This window comes from Acinetobacter sp. V115_6, assembly GCF_031799025.1.
GTDB lineage: Bacteria > Pseudomonadota > Gammaproteobacteria > Pseudomonadales > Moraxellaceae > Acinetobacter > Acinetobacter pittii.
Genome location: NZ_JAVQNO010000021.1, coordinates 213,359 through 229,882, shown reverse-complemented (window position 1 = coordinate 229,882; position 16,524 = coordinate 213,359). Strand labels below are relative to the sequence as shown.

The following is a 16,524-nucleotide window of genomic DNA, read 5'->3' as shown; positions in this document are numbered from 1 at the left end:
GAAACAATCAAATGTTTACATTTTCTTTTTTTAAGAATGTTTTAAGCTTATTACTGTTGTTTTTTTACTTGAAGTTTTTAAATGAAAATTAAATATTTAATTCTTGCGTTATTACCTTTTTCTTTGATGGCGTGTCAAACAGTTACTAATACTCCTGCTCCAATTGTTTCTGAGCAACAACAAAACCTTGCAACCACTTTAGGTGAATATGCATGGACTTATCAAAATGTAAAAGCTTCTAAACCACTTATTCTTAACTTTAATGCAGATGGTAAATTAGCCATTAATACGGGCTGTAATGGCCAAGGCGGTACTTGGAAAGTTGAAGGCAACCAACTCGTTACTTCTAATCTTGTTTCAACGATGATGGCTTGCCAAGATGATTTAATGAAACAAGAACAAATTTCTACTAGCATCTTTAATGAAGCAAAATTACCAATTGAAATTAGCAACACTAATGGTCAGGTGATTTTAACGGTGACAGATAAAACTGGTCAAAAACACATTTTCCAAGGTCAAAAAGCAGTTAATACTCAAGCTTTAACAGATTACTCTTGGTCATATCAGCCTGAAAATACTAAAAAACCAATCGTTCTTAACTTTACAAATGATCGTTTATCTATCGCAACAGGTTGTAACCGCCAAGGAACAACTTGGAAAGTTGAAAATAATACGATTGTAACAGCTGACGTAATGTCGACAATGATGGCGTGTGAACCTGCTTTAATGAAACAGGAACAGTTCTCTAGCAGCCTCTTCCAAAAACGTGCAATTCCATTTGAAATCAATACTACAAATGTTGATCAACCAACATTGACAGTATCTGATGCTCAAGGCCAGAAATATACTTTCACTGGTAAAATGACACCTGAAGCAAAATATCAATCTGAAGGAAAAACAGTTTTCCTTGAAGTAGCTCCAGAAACTAAATCTTGTACTGGTGTTGCGCCACAAACTTGTATGCAAGTTCGTGAAATTAAATATGATGACAAAGGTGTTAAAACTTACGCTGACAAAAACTGGTCATTATATTACGGTCAAATCGAAGGGTTTGAACATAAACCAGACCAACGCGTAATTTTGCGTGTAAAACGTTTTGAAGTGAAAAACCCAGCTGCAGACCAATCTAGTCAAGCAGATGTATTAGATATGGTTGTAGAACAAGAGTTAGTTAAAAAACCTAAAAAATAATTTTTTAGACTAAAAAAATCCGATGCTTATGCATCGGATTTTTTATTTCTATCTTAGAAAATACCTTGAGCAAGCATTGCATCAGCAACTTTTACAAAACCTGCAATATTGGCACCGTCTACATAGTTCACACTACCGTCTTCTTTAGTACCGTATCTTACACAGTTGGCATGAATGTCTTTCATAATTGCATGTAAACGTTCATCGACCTCAGCATGGGTCCAGCCTAAACGAATTGCATTTTGAGACATTTCTAAACCAGAAGTTGCCACACCACCCGCATTAGATGCCTTACCTGGCGCATACAAAATTTTAGCTTCAATAAAATGTTCAACTGCTTCAAGTGTAGATGGCATATTAGCGCCTTCAGCTACACAAATTACACCGTTAGAAATAAGTGTTTTAGCGTCTTCACCTGTTAATTCATTTTGTGTAGCACATGGCAAAGCAATATCAACAGGAATATGCCAAGGTGTTTTTCCTTCAAAGTATTCAAAACCATGTTTAGAAGCAAACTCGGAAATACGACCACGTTTAACGTTTTTCAGTTCCATTACTTCAGCAAGTAACTCATCTGTAAAACCATTTTTTAAATAAACTGTGCCGTTTGAGTCCGACAAGGTAACAACTTTTGCCCCTAAGAACATCGCTTTTTCCGCTGCATATTGTGCGACGTTACCAGAACCTGAAACAGAAACAGTTTTACCAGCAAAAGATTGTCCACGGGCTTTTAGCATTTCTTCTGCAAAATAAACCGTACCATAACCAGTTGCTTCAGGGCGCATCAAGCTACCACCAAATGAAATTCCCTTACCAGTAAAAACACAAGCGGTGTCGTTACTCAGCTTTTTCATCATGCCTGCCATATAACCGACTTCACGCGCCCCCACGCCAATATCACCCGCAGGAATATCCGTATTTGGTCCTAAATGACGGTAAAGCTCAATCATGAGTGACTGACAGAATCGCATAATTTCAGCATCAGATTTACCTTTAGGATCAAAATCTGAACCACCTTTCCCACCACCCATTGGCAAAGTCGTCAGTGAGTTTTTAAAAGTTTGCTCAAAACCTAAAAATTTTAAAATTGATAGATTGACCGATGGATGGAAACGCATTCCACCTTTGAATGGACCAATTGCTGAATTGTATTGAACGCGAAAAGCTCGGTTAACTTGGGTTTGACCTTGATCATCCATCCATGAAACACGGAATTGAATCACACGCTCTGGTTCAACCAAACGTTCTAGCAATCCCTGCTCTGCATATTCCGGATTTTTTTCAATAAATGGCCACAAACTCGTCATAACTTCTTCGACAGCTTGTAAGAACTCAGGTTGATGCGGATCACGCGCTTGCACGTAATTCAGGAATTCATTCAGGTTGTTGTATTTCAATGCACGGTCCTCAGCATAGTAATGAATTAAATTGGTGCAATACATTTTTAAATGCATCATTTAGCAGCAAAATATTAAATCCCTTTCCATCAATTTTAACAATACTTATTTTAAATTATTTTATTTATCTTAATTATCAAAAACTTATTTTTAGAAAAACTACTTAAAAAATAAGAAATAGTCATTTATCTTTTCATTTTTATTGATCTATTATTGTGCAATATTAGCTACATTTTAGGTCAATCAAAAAGCCAATAAATTCGTTAAAATCCATTGACCTTACTTAGGTTTTTCTTCATTATCGCATCGTTTTAACCAAGCTATTTGCCCACTATGAATTCATCTATTTCTCTCATACGCGAGATTGATGCGTTATTACCACAGACTCAGTGTGGTTTATGTGGACATCGTGATGGATGTCTACCCTACGCAAAGTCGATTGCTGAAGGTGAAGAAGCAAATAAATGCGTTCCAGGTGGTCAGCCTGTAGCCGATGCACTCGCAAATCTATTAAATCGTTCTGTGTTAACCGCTGAAACTAGCGTATGGCCTGTACAGGCCGATGGGCGCCCTCAGCGAATGAAAGCGATTATTCGAGAAGATGAATGTATTGGTTGCACCAAATGTATTAGTGCTTGCCCTGTAGATGCTATTATTGGAAGTGGTAAGCTCATGCATACCATCTTGACTGACTTATGTACAGGTTGTGAGTTATGTATTCCACCATGTCCCGTAGATTGCATTGATTTGGTCGAAGACACGCAAGTATTACCAAATGAGCAACAGCGTATCGCTGAACAAAATGATTTAAGACAACGTTATTACGCTCACATTCAGCGCGAAGAAAAACGTCGTACTCACCGTAAAGGGCCTGTAGTACGCGCTGAAATTGATACCCAACTGTTTGCCCAATTCTCTCAGGCACTTGATGAAGTACCTTCAATCGAGCTCATCGAGAAACCCAAAGAAGTTGTGTCAACTGATGCAAAAACTACAATTGAGTTAGCGAAAATTCGTACGCAAATTAAGAAACTGGAAAAACAACTCAGTGTACGTGAAGATGCTAAAAAACGTCTTCAACTTGAAGAACTTCAACAGCAACTCATGCAATTACAGGAGGTCTGAATGGCCGTCAAGAATATGACGAAAAAGCAGATTCAAATTTTCTTTGAACGCCTTCGCGAACAACGACCTTCACCTCAAACCGAGTTAAAATATTCATCTCCATTTGAGCTACTTATTGCAGTTATGTTGTCAGCTCAAGCGACCGACGTAAGTGTTAATAAAGCAACTGATAAACTCTACCCTGTGGCGAATACAGCTGAAAAAATCTATAACTTGGGCGTAGATGGGTTAAAGGAATATATCAAGACAATTGGTCTCTATAACGCAAAAGCCGAAAATGTCATTAAGACCTGTAAGATTTTAATGGAACAATTTAACGGCGAAGTGCCAAGCAACAGAAAAGACTTAGAAGCTTTACCAGGCGTCGGACGTAAAACAGCCAATGTAGTTTTAAATACGGCTTTTGGACAACCGACTATGGCTGTCGATACCCATATTTTCCGAGTGGGTAATCGAACCGGTTTAGCAATAGGAAAAAATGTACTTGAAGTTGAGCACCGCTTAATTAAGGTTATTCCTAAAGAATTTATTTTAGATTCACATCACTGGCTCATATTACACGGTCGTTATTGTTGTATCGCCCGTAAACCTAAATGTGCAGAATGTGTTGTTGCAGATGTCTGTAACTGGCCTGATCGCTTTGAATTTGGCGCACAAAAGCAAATTGCCATTAAAAATATTGAAGCTTAAAAATATAGTTGGGTATAGGGATCATACCCAATCAAACTTACTTTAGACGCTTTTTTTCATTACGCTCTTCTTTTGCTTGTTTTTGAACCTGTCTTAGCATTTTGTAGCTTTGAAAAGCCAAAAATATTACTAGTGCCAGACTCAGCAATACCACCAAAATCAATATGATTTTCATATTGTTCTCCTGCACTTAATGAAAGAAAAGAGCCCTCACAAAGAGGGCTCATTATCACAAACAATATTAAATTATTTGTCTAAGATGTTGAACAAATCTTTTTGTACATCTTCAATAGTACGTAAGCCATCAAGCTTGTCATAAGTTGGAGCATTTTCACCAGAAGCAGCACGGCCTTGGTAGAAACCAACCAGTTGCTCTGTTTCAGTATGATAAGACGCTAAACGCTTACGGATTGTTTCTTCTTGGTCATCTGGACGTTGAACAAGATCTTCACCAGTTTCATCATCTTTACCTTCCACTTTAGGTGGATTGTATACAGTATGATAAACACGACCGGAAGCTGGATGCTGACGACGACCAGAAAGACGTTTTACGATTTCTTCATCAGGAACGTCAATTTCAATCACGTGATCAATACTAATCCCTTCTTTTTCCAAAGCTTCAGCTTGTGGAATAGTACGTGGGAAACCATCGAAAATGCAGCCATTTGCACAGTCAGGTTGAGCAATACGTTCTTTTACTAAACCGATAATAAGTTCATCTGAAACCAAACCACCAGATTCCATTACACTTTTAGCTTTTAGACCTAATTCAGTACCTTCACGAATCGCAGCACGGAGCATATCACCGGTTGAAATTTGTGGGACATTGTAGCGCTTACAGATCAACTGAGCCTGAGTCCCTTTGCCTGCTCCAGGTGGTCCGAGTAAAATAATGCGCATAAAAAACATCCTCATTTAAAACAATGAATATGAAGTCCGGCAGAAAAAGTCTCGTTAATCTTCAATAGATCCTGCCTGACATCGAATTATAAGAAAGCCACAAACAAATGTATTGTACCAGCAATAAATCCGGTTACCCCACCTAGTACAATAAGAATCCACTCATCCTCCTGAAATGCAGGACGTAGTAAATTCTGAAATTCTTTTGGTGTTAGTTCACGAATACGCTCTTTAAACATTTGAAAAATCTTCTGTGCCCGGCTTGCGTTCAGTGCTGGGTCACATACGGGTCCCATCGTAATTTCAATTGAACGATCAATCAAGTCCGTCTTTAATCTTGCATACTCTCTTGGCCCTAAAGAAAGCTGTAAAGAGGTGCGAACTAACGGGGTTTCCATGATTTCGTTAATATGACGCTTAACAATGCGGCGCGTTTTATCTTTACGCGGCCCGTACATCATTTCGGTCATAATCGATTTTAACGTGATCAAATCTTCTGTAACCACGCTCGAAAACACATCAGAGACTTCCTCTTGACGCTTCATAAAAGCGCCTTGGACATTATAGGTCCCAATTCGAAGAACTGGTACAATCCATGGAAACTTACGATCTTTTGTTAATCTAAAAATCTGTGGATAACGAATATAATGCGGCTCAATTGGGTTAAATACCATCCAGATTGCGATCCAGTTAGTTAAAAAGCCCCAAATTGCAGCCCAAAATGGTACTGTCCAGTGCCATGGTACTACAAACCAAACCACCATTTGGAAAATACCAAAGAACATCCCAATCAGTGCACTAATATGCCAAATAAAGTTAATTTCTTTTTGACCAACCTTTAAGAACATACGTACCATTAAACGGCGATCACCTTCCATCTGGCTCACGACCATTTCACGCATGTTAACCAGTGACTCTACATTCATGGTCAGCTCAGTCACCAATTCTTTTAACACACCTGGCAATTGCTTATGTGCTTGAGCATAAATACGGCGTTTAATTGAATAAGGTAGATTTTCCCAAAGTACGGCATTACGATCGATCATGACTTCATCAATAAGATGTTCAAGTTCAAAACCGACTTGTTCACCAATAATACGCGCCATATCTTCAGGATCCATTGCTTCTAAAAATTCACGCAATGAACCTAATTTAGATAAAGTGTTATCGGTAATAATCCCAGAGATACGTCCTGCTTTACGTGGCACGATACCTTGCCAACCTACCGGCAATGGTCCTAAATGGAATCCCCAAAATTTAATTGGGTAAAATACCATTTTTAAAGCCATCCACACATGTGCCCATGTGACAAAAGCCGTTACGGGAATAATACTCAAAACGGCCCAAAAATCAGGTCTGTGTAAAAAGGTCTGCCACAATCCACTGACGTACTCTAACATGTAAGACTCTCGTATTTATTTGTGCTCTGCTTATGGCGAGTTAACGATAAACTGCTTTGTTTTATAAACCAAAACTTAGAGAATAAGAAAATTGAATTTGTGGTTTAGTATCTGCAGCAACATTTCCGTTCTGGTCAGTTAATTTTTCAGCCGCACCGATACCCACACTAAAAGTGCTAATTCTTTCTGAATTTAACCACACATAGGCCAAATCAACACCCGCACCTAAACGGGATTTAAAATCACCATCAACCTCTTTACTATCAAGATGACCAGCATAGAAACCAATATAGTAACCATTTTTGTCTGTGCCAGTAAGATAATAAGGATATCGGAAGCCAACTTGACCACCAGCGGTTTTGTCACCATTCAAAAATGCGCCGGCTTTCGCATAGGCAATACCATACGGATTTACCCACTCACCGTTAAGATGTAATAATTTTTGAGTAACGCCTGCACCCACATTCCAAGTAGATGCATTATGTCCTACTAATTTTGCCTCCGGAAGAAACGAGTAGTCTTGAGCATGGGCCCAACTACTTACTGTCAAAACTGCAAGTAAGGGATAAATTTTTCTCATTATTTTCTCCATTTTCCCTAATCGTATGGTGAGAACAACCCTATTCTATTGAATGAGAGACTTTAACAGAATTATTTTGCTTCTTATATACAAGTATCTACAATTTTGTTGTCTGCAAAGTCAAAAAGTATCTTATTAAAATGCAATGAAACTTTGAAAATTATGCAATATTTTAAGTGCTCTTGCGTTAGAATAAGCAGCTATTTTTCTACCCTATGTCATTAAGTCGATCCTTATGAAACAGCACTTTCCTTTAAAAGATATCCAGCAAGAAAAGCGCATTTATCGAGGTCGTATCTTTTTTGCCGTAGGGATCGTGACCATCTGCTTATTAGTCTTAATTAGCCGATACGCTTACCTGCAAATTTTTCACTACGACGAATTCTCGACTGCATCTGACAAAAACCGAATTCGCTTACAACCACTTCCACCTGCTCGTGGTTATATCTATGACCGAAACGGTGTATTACTAGCAGATAACTATCCTGTTTTTACAGCAACTTTAAGTAAAACAGATGTAGAAGATGTTGATAGTGTCATTGAGCAATTACAGCCTATTTTAGATTTAACACAAGAAGATATTGACCGTTTTAAAAGCCGTATAAAAACTGCCCGTAAAACTGAACGCGTCGCGATTAAACTTAATCTAACTGAAGCCAATATTGCTAAATTTAGTGAAGCCAAATATAAGTTTCCGGGTGTAAGAATCGAGACACAAATGACTCGTTATTATCCACACGGTGAGTTATTTGCCCATGTGATTGGCTATGTTGGCCGTATTAACGACAAAGAATTAAAAAGTATTGATAAAGACTTATATGCTGGGACCAACCTAATTGGAAAAATTGGCGTTGAGAAAAGCTATGAAGACCTATTGCACGGAACACCGGGTTATGAATCTGTTGAAGCAGATGCGCATAGCAATGTATTACGTCATTTAGGCCGCAAAGACCCTACTCGCGGTAATGACCTCTATTTATCTTTAGATTATGGTTTACAAGTTATCGCTTCTCAACAGCTTGCAGGTCGTCGTGGAGCTATTGTCGCCATTGATCCTCGTACGGGTGAAATTCTAGCGTTAGTGTCTAGCCCAAGTTTTAACCCTAATTTGTTTGTGACTGGCATTAGTCATACTGACTACAGTTCACTACGTGACAATTTAGATCAACCACTCTATAACCGCGCTGTGCAAGGTGTATATCCACCCGGTTCTACCATCAAGCCAATGGAAGCAATGGGTGGTTTACACTACAGTATTGTAGACTGGTCAACAGCAATTTCTGACCCTGGTTATTTCCATCTACCTGGTGACTCACATAAATTCCGTGACTGGAAAAAATCTGGTCATGGCGTCGTGAATATGCATAAAGCCATTGTGCAATCCTGTGATACCTATTTTTATATTCTTGCCCATCAAATGGGCATTGATCAAATGAACCAATGGATGCGTCAATTTGGATTTGGTCAAAAAACAGGGGTCGATTTACCAAGTGAAAGTGAAGGCCTTTATCCAAGTCCTGAATGGAAAATGCGTACGCGTAAAACGAAATGGATGAAGGGCGAAACTATTTCTGTCAGTATTGGTCAAGGCGCGTTTACAGCCACGCCATTACAGCTTGCAATGGCAACAGCAATTACTGCGAATCATGGTTCTCATGTAACGCCTCATGTTTTACGCGCAACGCATGGTGCAAAACCATTTACGGTACGTAATGCACCTGATGGCAAAATCAACTTTAACGGAACAGATGAAGACTGGATTCAAATGCGTGATGCCATGATTGATGTAATTCAATCAGGTACCGGTCGGGGTATTCGCACTCCCCTCTACCAAATTGCAGGGAAAACAGGTACAGCACAGGTTAAGAGTATTGCACAGGGTAAACGCTATAACGAAGCAGCCTTGACTGAGCGTCAACTTGACCATGGTTTATTCGTTGGATTTGCCCCTGCTGACAAACCTGAAATTGCGATTGCAGTCATTTGGGAAAATGGTCGTCATGGTGGTTCTGCTGCTCAACTTGCAAGACCTGTGTTCGATTACTGGTTATTAACTCGTAAGAAAAACCCGATTCGTCCCGCAAATCATCAAGTCAATGGCGGGCTAATGACAGCAGGGATTAAACCAGGTGAACTTCCAAGCGGAGGTGAAAGTTCTGGCCCAGCAGCGGCTATAGCTACCACCAACAAACCAGCAGCATCAACACCACAGGCTGCTCCTGCTCGCCCTGCTACCAATGAGGCAGATGAATAATGAAAAATCAATTACGTATAATTGGTGGCGAATGGAAAAGACGACTACTTCCCTTTGCTAGCATTGAAGGTCTACGTCCAACCCCAGATAGAGTACGCGAAACTCTATTTAACTGGCTCATGTGGGATATTCAAAATGCTCAAGTTCTCGACATCTGTACAGGTTCTGGTGCATTAGGTTTTGAGGCTCTGTCACGTGGTGCTGCATCTGTTTATATGATTGAGCCAGATAAGACTCAGGCACGATTTTTAAAAGATAATATTGAACTATTAAAAGCCAAAAATTGTCATCTAATTAACGCAACGGCTCAACAAGCTCTCCCCCGCTTAAAAGAACAGTTCGATGTGGTTTTTTTAGATCCACCTTATAGTCTTGATTTATGGCATGAACTCTCGAACTTGGCCGAGCCTCATATTAAAAAAAATGGATATATTTATGTTGAAGCTGACCGAGATTTATCTCAGCTTCATCTTCCAGCCACATGGCAACAAGTTAAAACCACTAAAGCTGGTACAGTTCACGCAGGGCTTTACCAAAAAGTAAGCGAATAAAAAAGGTAGCTTAAAGCTACCTTTTTCTTTGCAAATTTTTAGTTAGCTTAAGCCAATGACTGCAACAACTGCTGCACAGGCGCCAACAATTTTTTTGCCATATGGCACATATCGGGTAAGCACAGCACCCAACACTAATCCACCAAAATAGATGAGCGCCATACCAGCAACCATACCAGTTACTAATGCAACAATATGGCCTGCATGTGCTAACTCAACACCATGAGCCATGCCATGGAAGCTTGCAAGTAATGCCGCGGCAATTGGTAAAACTTTATTGGATTTTGTCCATAGGGCAATTGCCGTAATAACTAAAGAAGCAACAATGCCGTATTCAGCCATATTAACTGGCACCAAACCTTGAGCACCTATTAAAAAGCCTATAATTAAGGTAATACTCAAGGCAATAATCCCAGCAATTTTCCACTGTTTAGCTGCTGACCATAACAAGACACCAAAACCTAAAGCCATGACTAAATGATCTAGACCGGTAAACGGATGAATAAAACCTGTCATAAAACCAGAATGTGCATGCTCATGTCCCGGATGAGCCATTGCAAGTGCTGGCAATAATGAAAGGAGCGCTATACTCCATTTTTTCATGAAGTCCATAATCTCTCCTTAAGCTTTAAACAGCCCTTGTTTCTCAATAAACTGGATAATTTCTTCAAGCCCATCTTGTGTTTTCATGTTTGAAAATAAAAATGGTTTTTCTCCACGCATGCGTTTCGCATCTTGATCCATGACATCAAGATTTGCACCTACCATTGGCGCAAGGTCAGTTTTATTAATAATGAGTAAATCTGACTTAGTAATGCCCGGCCCACCTTTACGAGGAATCTTTTCACCGCCTGCCACATCAATCACATATAGAGTTAAATCAGAAAGTTCAGGGCTAAATGTTGCAGCTAAATTATCACCACCACTTTCGATAATAATGAGTTCTAAGCCTTCAAATTTTTCACACAAATCATCAATTGCAGCCAAGTTAATTGAAGCATCTTCACGAATAGCTGTATGCGGACAACCACCTGTTTCAACACCCACAATACGATCTGGCGACATCGCTTCATTACGCGTTAAGAAGTTTGAATCTTCTTTGGTGTAAATATCATTTGTCACCACAGCCATATTGTATTTATTACGCAAGGCTAAACATAAATTAAGTGTAAGCGCTGTTTTACCCGAACCCACTGGTCCGCCAATTCCAACTCGTAATGGACTACGTTCTGTCATGATTTTTATCCTTTTTCCTAAACTTAAGATCTGAATAACCGTGAATATTGTGTTTCGTGTTTCATGCTCAGCATGGCATAACGAGGTAAAGCGCTGCTCAATTGCTCGTCATTAAGCTTCAAAGCTTTCTCTACCGCTTGTGGTACTAAACCATGCAAGTGCCATAAAATTCTTTGCCCAGCCATTTGTCCTAAAGGAACAGTTTTTACTGCTGCTAAAACCTGATTTTCTAAAACAGTGAAGGTATAAGCCGTAAGTACATCCATGTCGTTGAGTTCGAGTCGGCCACAAAGCTGTGCATAGACTGGTACGAAACCAAACTGCTTTTTAACCTCAACTGTTTTTTTTAAAACATCTTTAATCCACGCATTTAAAGAAAATGCCAGCTGTTGAGATTCTGCCAAGAGTTCTTTACTTTCTCTGCTGGCCTTATACAAATTTGCCCATACCAGAAACTGTTCTGAGTCATCATGATGCTGCATGAGACGCTTTAATACGGGCAACTCAAACCTCACCAACAACATCTCAAGTACTTCTTCAAAGTAAGCAATTGCCGAGGTTTCGTCATGTATTAGACCAATATCAATCGCCGTTTCCACACCTTGTGAATAACAATACGCCCCAACTGGCAATGCTGTAGAAGACAGTGTCAGCAGTTGCAGTAATTGCGCGGCACTATGAATGGACATGATGTAAAGCTTTGATTGGGCTTAAACGATGATCATGACTATGCTGCGCATAAGCACCACTTTCAGGTTCAAACGGATGATCAGTTTCTGAAACTGTAAGCCCTAACCCTTCCACCATTTCTGCAAGCACATGATCAGGCTCAAAATACAAAGCTGTAGGGGTCAACATTAATGGTACATGTCTATTACCTAAGTGATAGGCAGCTTTAAGCAAATCAAAATCGGTTTGAGCAGTGACTTGCATTAATCGCTCAGGCTTGGCATCGACACGTAATACATCACCCTCTTGCGTTGCAATATATGAGCCACTACGCAAAATGCCAGTACGCGGTAAATCTGCACCAATATCGACGCCACTCGCTAAAGCCGCTCGAAAGCGGGATTTTTGGCGGGTATCAAAAGTCAGTTCAACCGTTTCAAATGCCTGATCAGGAGAAATATCTTCAAGTCGTTGGGTGTAAATTTTCATTTAGCTTCTCTCTCCTTATTTATTTCTTTCATATCTAAAGTAATGAGGCAAATCACCTCTATAAAATTCATCAAAATAAGAAATATCGCTGAGCCATTGGTAACACGTCAGCAGGTTCACACGTTAATAATTCGCCATCAGCCCGCACCTCATAAGTTTCAGGATGAACATGCATAACTGGACAATATGTGTTGTGCTTCATATCGGCTTTAGTAATTGCACGCGTGTTTTTACATGGACTAATTAGCTTTTTAAGATTTAGCTTCTCAGCAACTTTTTCATCAATTGCCACTTGAGATAAAAAGGTAATACAGGTGTTATGTACACCACGCGGATAGGCACCAAACATTGGACGGTAGTGCACGGGTTGTGGGGTTGGAATTGAAGCATTGATATCACCCATCGGTGCCGCTGCAATCATGCCACCTTTAATAATCATGGAAGGTTTTACACCAAAAAAAGCAGGCTTCCATAACACTAAATCAGCAAGTTTTCCAACTTCAACCGAACCGATTTCATGACTTAAACCATGGGTAATGGCTGGGTTAATTGTATATTTGGCAATGTAGCGTTTAACGCGATTGTTATCATGAAACTCATTATCACCCTCAAGCGAGCCACGTTGAATTTTCATTTTATGAGCAGTTTGCCAAGTACGTAAAATCACTTCACCGACACGACCCATCGCCTGAGAGTCAGACGACATCATGGCAATTGCCCCTAAGTCTTGCAGAATATCTTCAGCGGCAATGGTTTCACGGCGAATACGACTTTCAGCAAAAGCGATATCTTCAGCAATTGCCGGGTCTAAGTGATGGCAAACCATGAGCATATCTAAATGCTCATCAATAGTATTGATGGTATAAGGTCGCGTTGGATTAGTTGAAGATGGCAACACATTACTTTGTCCAATTGCCTTTAAAATGTCAGGTGCATGTCCACCACCCGCACCTTCGGTATGATACGTATGAATCGTACGATCTTTAAATGCAGCCAGAGTCTCTTCTAAAAAACCACCTTCATTTAAAGTATCTGTATGAATTGCAACCTGCACATCAAACTCATCTGCCACACTCAAACAGTTATCAATGGCTGCCGGTGTTGAGCCCCAGTCTTCATGTAGTTTTAACCCAATTACTCCAGCTTTAATTTGCTCACGAATTGGGTCTGGCAAACTCAAATTACCTTTGCCTAACAGTCCAATGTTCATAGGCAAATCATCAATCGCCTGCAACATGGTAGCAATGTGCCAAGGCCCCGGAGTCACTGTCGTTGCCGAAGTACCTGCCGCAGGTCCTGTTCCGCCACCCACCATTGTTGTTGTACCCGACATAAGTGCAGTTTCAACTTGCTGTGGGCAAATCCAGTGAATGTGAGTATCAATACCACCTGCCGTTAAAATTTGCCCTTCACCCGCAATCACTTCTGTTGCAGCACCTAAAGGAATGGTAATGTCAGGTTGAATATCAGGATTTCCTGCTTTCCCTATTTTCCAAATTCGACCATTTTTTAAGCCAACATCAGCTTTTACAATCCCCCACCAATCCACAATCAAGGCATTAGTAATGACAGTGTCGGCAACTTCATCAGCTAAAAGTTGAGATTGCCCCATTCCATCACGAATAACTTTGCCACCGCCAAACTTAACTTCTTCACCATAAGTCGTTAGATCTTGCTCAACCTCAATAAAAAGCTCTGTATCAGCCAAGCGAATACGATCACCAACCGTTGGACCAAACATTTCAGCATATGCACGACGTGACATTTTCATATGATTAGTTCCTTATTTTTCTGATGGCAAAGCATAATATTTTATCATCGGGATAAACCGGATTCCCCATTTTTCAGCAGCATCACCACTTACAATAAAACCAAATTTTTCATAGACATCTTGAGCATAAAAACTTGAATTTACCGTAATTTTCTCAACGTCTATATTTTCATTTTTAATTTTTTCTTCTATGAAATCCCAAAGCTGTCGCCCTAGACCTAGTTTCAAATGTGTTTTTTTAATAAAAAAATGCATTAAATGTGAGGGTTCCATATAAGCGACTATACCCACGATCTGTTGATCAATCTCTCCAACAAAATAATGAATATCTTCTCGATCAAAAATTGTTTGTATGACTTCTGGTTTAAAGCGTGAGCGCCCTTCTTCATTTGCAATCACTTGATCTACATATGGAGCGATTATGGCAACGATAGTATCTGTGTCATCTTTCATTGCTTTTCTAATCAACATTTTCATCCAAACGCCCCATGACGCGGCCTGCAAAACCATATACTTCTCGCTTACCTGCTAAAGCAACGAGCTCCACTTCCCGACTTTGTCCCGGTTCAAAACGTATTGCCGTGCCTGCCGCGATATTTAATCGAAAGCCTTTCGCTGTTTCACGATCAAACTGTAATGCATCATTTGCTTCATAAAAATGAAAATGGGAACCTACCTGAATAGGCCGATCGCCAATATTAGCAACTACAATTTTTAAAGTTTGTCGCCCAACATTCAGCTCAATGTCTGCATCTGGAGTAATGATTTCACCGGGGATCATAAACGCTCCTTTTATACGATTGGCTGATGGACAGTGACTAATTTCGAGCCATCAGGAAAAGTTGCTTCGACCTGAACCTCAGCAATCATTTCTGGCACACCATCCATCACATCTTCGCGCTTTAATAAAGTTGTTCCGTAATGCATCAAGTCACTCACCGTCATACCGTCCCGCGCTCCTTCAAGCAAAGCAGCAGAAATAAAAGCGATAGCTTCCGGATAATTTAGCTTTAAGCCGCGAGCTTTACGGCGCTCAGCGACTAGCCCTGCGGTAAAAATAAGTAATTTATCTTTTTCTGTTGGATTGAGTTCCATATCTCTTTCCTAAATAGCATCTAATTTCTTTAAGCAAAATACGTGCTCAAAAGCAGCATACTTGTTTTAATCGTTTTTTAAATACGCAATTTAACGTAACTTAGGTTCTCCAGATTCTTGGGAATTCTTCATCTAAATCAAACCAATAACGTCTTAATCTTGCTCTTATTGCCGCAAAAGCATCATGGCAATGTCGGACATCATTTCCCAAGAAACGCGCACAAACTACATCATCTAATAACGTTAAAGTTACAGGTGCTTGCATACGCATCATCAATTCGCGAATGAGTTCTAACTGCTGTTCTAAATAAAAAGCTGAGCGGTACTTTTCAGGAGCGACTGCCCAAAAGCTTCCCATTACTGCTTGATTATTCATACCTAAACATGAACTCAGCCAACGGTCTTCACCTTCAAAAAACAATGTATCTGCAACTATTAACTTTTGTTCTCGCCACAACTTAAACTGGTTGTGATAACTTCCCTGCACAAAACGTTCAGCACGTGCCTGTCGCCCGAGTACCAACATATCCCAGCCAATAAAACTCGCAGCATGATCAAGATGAATATGAGTTTCAGAGTGTGCTAGAGCTCCGTCAAACAGCATCGTTTCTTGTGGAACCCACTCCAAAATAGACTGATCTCGCACATGAAGATGAATATGCTGAAAGGCTTGCTTTCCATTGGTTTTATACCACTTTCCCGCACCAGGAGTCGTTACAACCGCATGAGCTTGATCTTTGGTTTCGATTTGAAAAGTAAGATGATCTCCTCCTGCGATTCCTGCTGGAGGATGTACAATAATCGCATGACATACGCCTGTTTTTTCAGGCCAGAGCATTTTTTGCACCCTTACAGGGCCATGGTGCTTCCTATGACTCATTATGGTGCGCGAATTTTCAAAACAAAATCCGAGCTCTAATCGCGCATACCAAAATGGTGCTAAAGAGTTTTTTGAAAACGTTTGTACCTGATTCATTCTGGTTCATATGTTCAAAATAAGTGCTTAAAGCTATAAGCAAAATACGCACCAAATATAAAAATAAGCAAAATGATAAAATTAGATACAATTTTTTGATTTTAATGAGTTAAAAAACAATCAATGTCTAACATAAAACCACAGTAACTTATGGAATTATTTATACAATAGCGCCCACCGTTGCTTCCATACTTGCTCTC

The 16,524-nt window shown here is 39.8% G+C and carries 19 protein-coding genes; 5 read left to right on the top strand and 14 right to left on the bottom strand.

What is annotated here, in order from left to right; genetic code table 11:
- The first annotated feature begins 81 nt into the window (after positions 1-81).
- Positions 82-1,191 carry an META and DUF4377 domain-containing protein gene (locus tag RMA94_RS09480; protein WP_311082675.1) on the top strand — a complete coding sequence of 370 codons (1,110 nt, stop codon included), beginning with the start codon at positions 82-84 and terminating at the stop codon, positions 1,189-1,191.
- A gap of 53 nt (positions 1,192-1,244) precedes the next feature.
- On the opposite strand, the gene gdhA is transcribed toward RMA94_RS09480, so the two are convergent.
- A complete protein-coding gene (gene gdhA, locus RMA94_RS09475; protein WP_311082674.1) occupies positions 1,245-2,648 on the bottom strand; it encodes an NADP-specific glutamate dehydrogenase in 1,404 nt (467 codons plus the stop codon).
- Between the two features lie 273 nt (positions 2,649-2,921).
- Here gdhA and RMA94_RS09470 point away from each other — a divergent pair, with 273 nt between their 5' ends.
- The gene (locus tag RMA94_RS09470; RefSeq protein WP_078220363.1) at positions 2,922-3,713 is read left to right on the top strand and encodes an RnfABCDGE type electron transport complex subunit B; all 792 of its coding nucleotides are present in this window, start codon (positions 2,922-2,924) and stop codon (positions 3,711-3,713) included.
- Positions 3,714-4,403: an endonuclease III gene (nth, locus tag RMA94_RS09465; RefSeq protein ID WP_017398664.1), complete on the top strand. Its 690-nt coding sequence runs from the start codon at positions 3,714-3,716 to the stop codon at positions 4,401-4,403.
- Between the two features lie 37 nt (positions 4,404-4,440).
- Here nth and RMA94_RS09460 read toward each other — a convergent pair whose 3' ends face one another.
- From RMA94_RS09460 to RMA94_RS09445, 4 genes are all read right to left on the bottom strand, one after another.
- Positions 4,441-4,578 (bottom strand): hypothetical protein, encoded by a 138-nt coding sequence (locus RMA94_RS09460; RefSeq protein ID WP_002117672.1) that lies wholly within the window; start codon positions 4,576-4,578, stop codon positions 4,441-4,443.
- 71 nt (positions 4,579-4,649) lie between these two features.
- Complete coding sequence (gene adk / locus RMA94_RS09455; RefSeq protein WP_002117671.1) at positions 4,650-5,303, bottom strand: adenylate kinase; 654 nt, start codon at positions 5,301-5,303, stop codon at positions 4,650-4,652.
- Between the two features lie 86 nt (positions 5,304-5,389).
- Positions 5,390-6,703, bottom strand: a complete 1,314-nt coding sequence (locus RMA94_RS09450) for a membrane protein (protein ID WP_005070566.1) — start codon at positions 6,701-6,703, stop codon at positions 5,390-5,392.
- Between the two features lie 61 nt (positions 6,704-6,764).
- Positions 6,765-7,283, bottom strand: a complete 519-nt coding sequence (locus RMA94_RS09445) for a hypothetical protein (RefSeq protein WP_171430178.1) — start codon at positions 7,281-7,283, stop codon at positions 6,765-6,767.
- A 235-nt stretch (positions 7,284-7,518) separates the two neighbouring features.
- Between RMA94_RS09445 and mrdA the strand changes: the two genes are divergently transcribed.
- Positions 7,519-9,537 (top strand): penicillin-binding protein 2, encoded by a 2,019-nt coding sequence (mrdA, locus tag RMA94_RS09440; protein WP_262441899.1) that lies wholly within the window; start codon positions 7,519-7,521, stop codon positions 9,535-9,537.
- Complete coding sequence (rsmD, locus tag RMA94_RS09435; RefSeq protein WP_262441900.1) at positions 9,537-10,088, top strand: 16S rRNA (guanine(966)-N(2))-methyltransferase RsmD; 552 nt, start codon at positions 9,537-9,539, stop codon at positions 10,086-10,088. Before mrdA ends, rsmD begins: the two co-directional genes overlap by 1 nt.
- A 42-nt stretch (positions 10,089-10,130) precedes the next feature.
- Here the strand turns inward: rsmD and RMA94_RS09430 are convergent, their stop codons facing one another.
- The 9 genes from RMA94_RS09430 to RMA94_RS09390 form a co-directional block, all read right to left on the bottom strand.
- Positions 10,131-10,700: a HupE/UreJ family protein gene (locus RMA94_RS09430; protein WP_311082671.1), complete on the bottom strand. Its 570-nt coding sequence runs from the start codon at positions 10,698-10,700 to the stop codon at positions 10,131-10,133.
- Positions 10,701-10,709: 9 nt separating this feature from the next.
- The gene (ureG, locus tag RMA94_RS09425; protein WP_002117800.1) at positions 10,710-11,324 is read right to left on the bottom strand and encodes an urease accessory protein UreG; all 615 of its coding nucleotides are present in this window, start codon (positions 11,322-11,324) and stop codon (positions 10,710-10,712) included.
- Between the two features lie 23 nt (positions 11,325-11,347).
- The gene (locus tag RMA94_RS09420; protein ID WP_063098329.1) at positions 11,348-12,013 is read right to left on the bottom strand and encodes an urease accessory protein UreF; all 666 of its coding nucleotides are present in this window, start codon (positions 12,011-12,013) and stop codon (positions 11,348-11,350) included.
- The gene (ureE, locus tag RMA94_RS09415) at positions 12,000-12,482 is read right to left on the bottom strand and encodes an urease accessory protein UreE (RefSeq protein ID WP_014206085.1); all 483 of its coding nucleotides are present in this window, start codon (positions 12,480-12,482) and stop codon (positions 12,000-12,002) included. Before ureE ends, RMA94_RS09420 begins: the two co-directional genes overlap by 14 nt.
- Before the next feature lie 70 nt (positions 12,483-12,552).
- On the bottom strand, positions 12,553-14,253 hold the full coding sequence (gene ureC, locus RMA94_RS09410; protein ID WP_311082669.1) for an urease subunit alpha: 1,701 nt from the start codon (positions 14,251-14,253) through the stop codon (positions 12,553-12,555).
- Positions 14,254-14,265: 12 nt separating this feature from the next.
- A complete protein-coding gene (locus tag RMA94_RS09405) occupies positions 14,266-14,724 on the bottom strand; it encodes a GNAT family N-acetyltransferase (protein ID WP_161281917.1) in 459 nt (152 codons plus the stop codon).
- Positions 14,714-15,034: an urease subunit beta gene (locus RMA94_RS09400; RefSeq protein ID WP_005802937.1), complete on the bottom strand. Its 321-nt coding sequence runs from the start codon at positions 15,032-15,034 to the stop codon at positions 14,714-14,716. The genes RMA94_RS09405 and RMA94_RS09400 overlap by 11 nt, the downstream gene beginning before the upstream one ends.
- A gap of 11 nt (positions 15,035-15,045) precedes the next feature.
- A complete protein-coding gene (ureA, locus tag RMA94_RS09395) occupies positions 15,046-15,348 on the bottom strand; it encodes an urease subunit gamma (protein WP_002117495.1) in 303 nt (100 codons plus the stop codon).
- A gap of 100 nt (positions 15,349-15,448) precedes the next feature.
- On the bottom strand, positions 15,449-16,324 hold the full coding sequence (locus RMA94_RS09390) for an urease accessory protein UreD (RefSeq protein ID WP_214285146.1): 876 nt from the start codon (positions 16,322-16,324) through the stop codon (positions 15,449-15,451).
- Positions 16,325-16,524 lie beyond the last annotated feature (200 nt).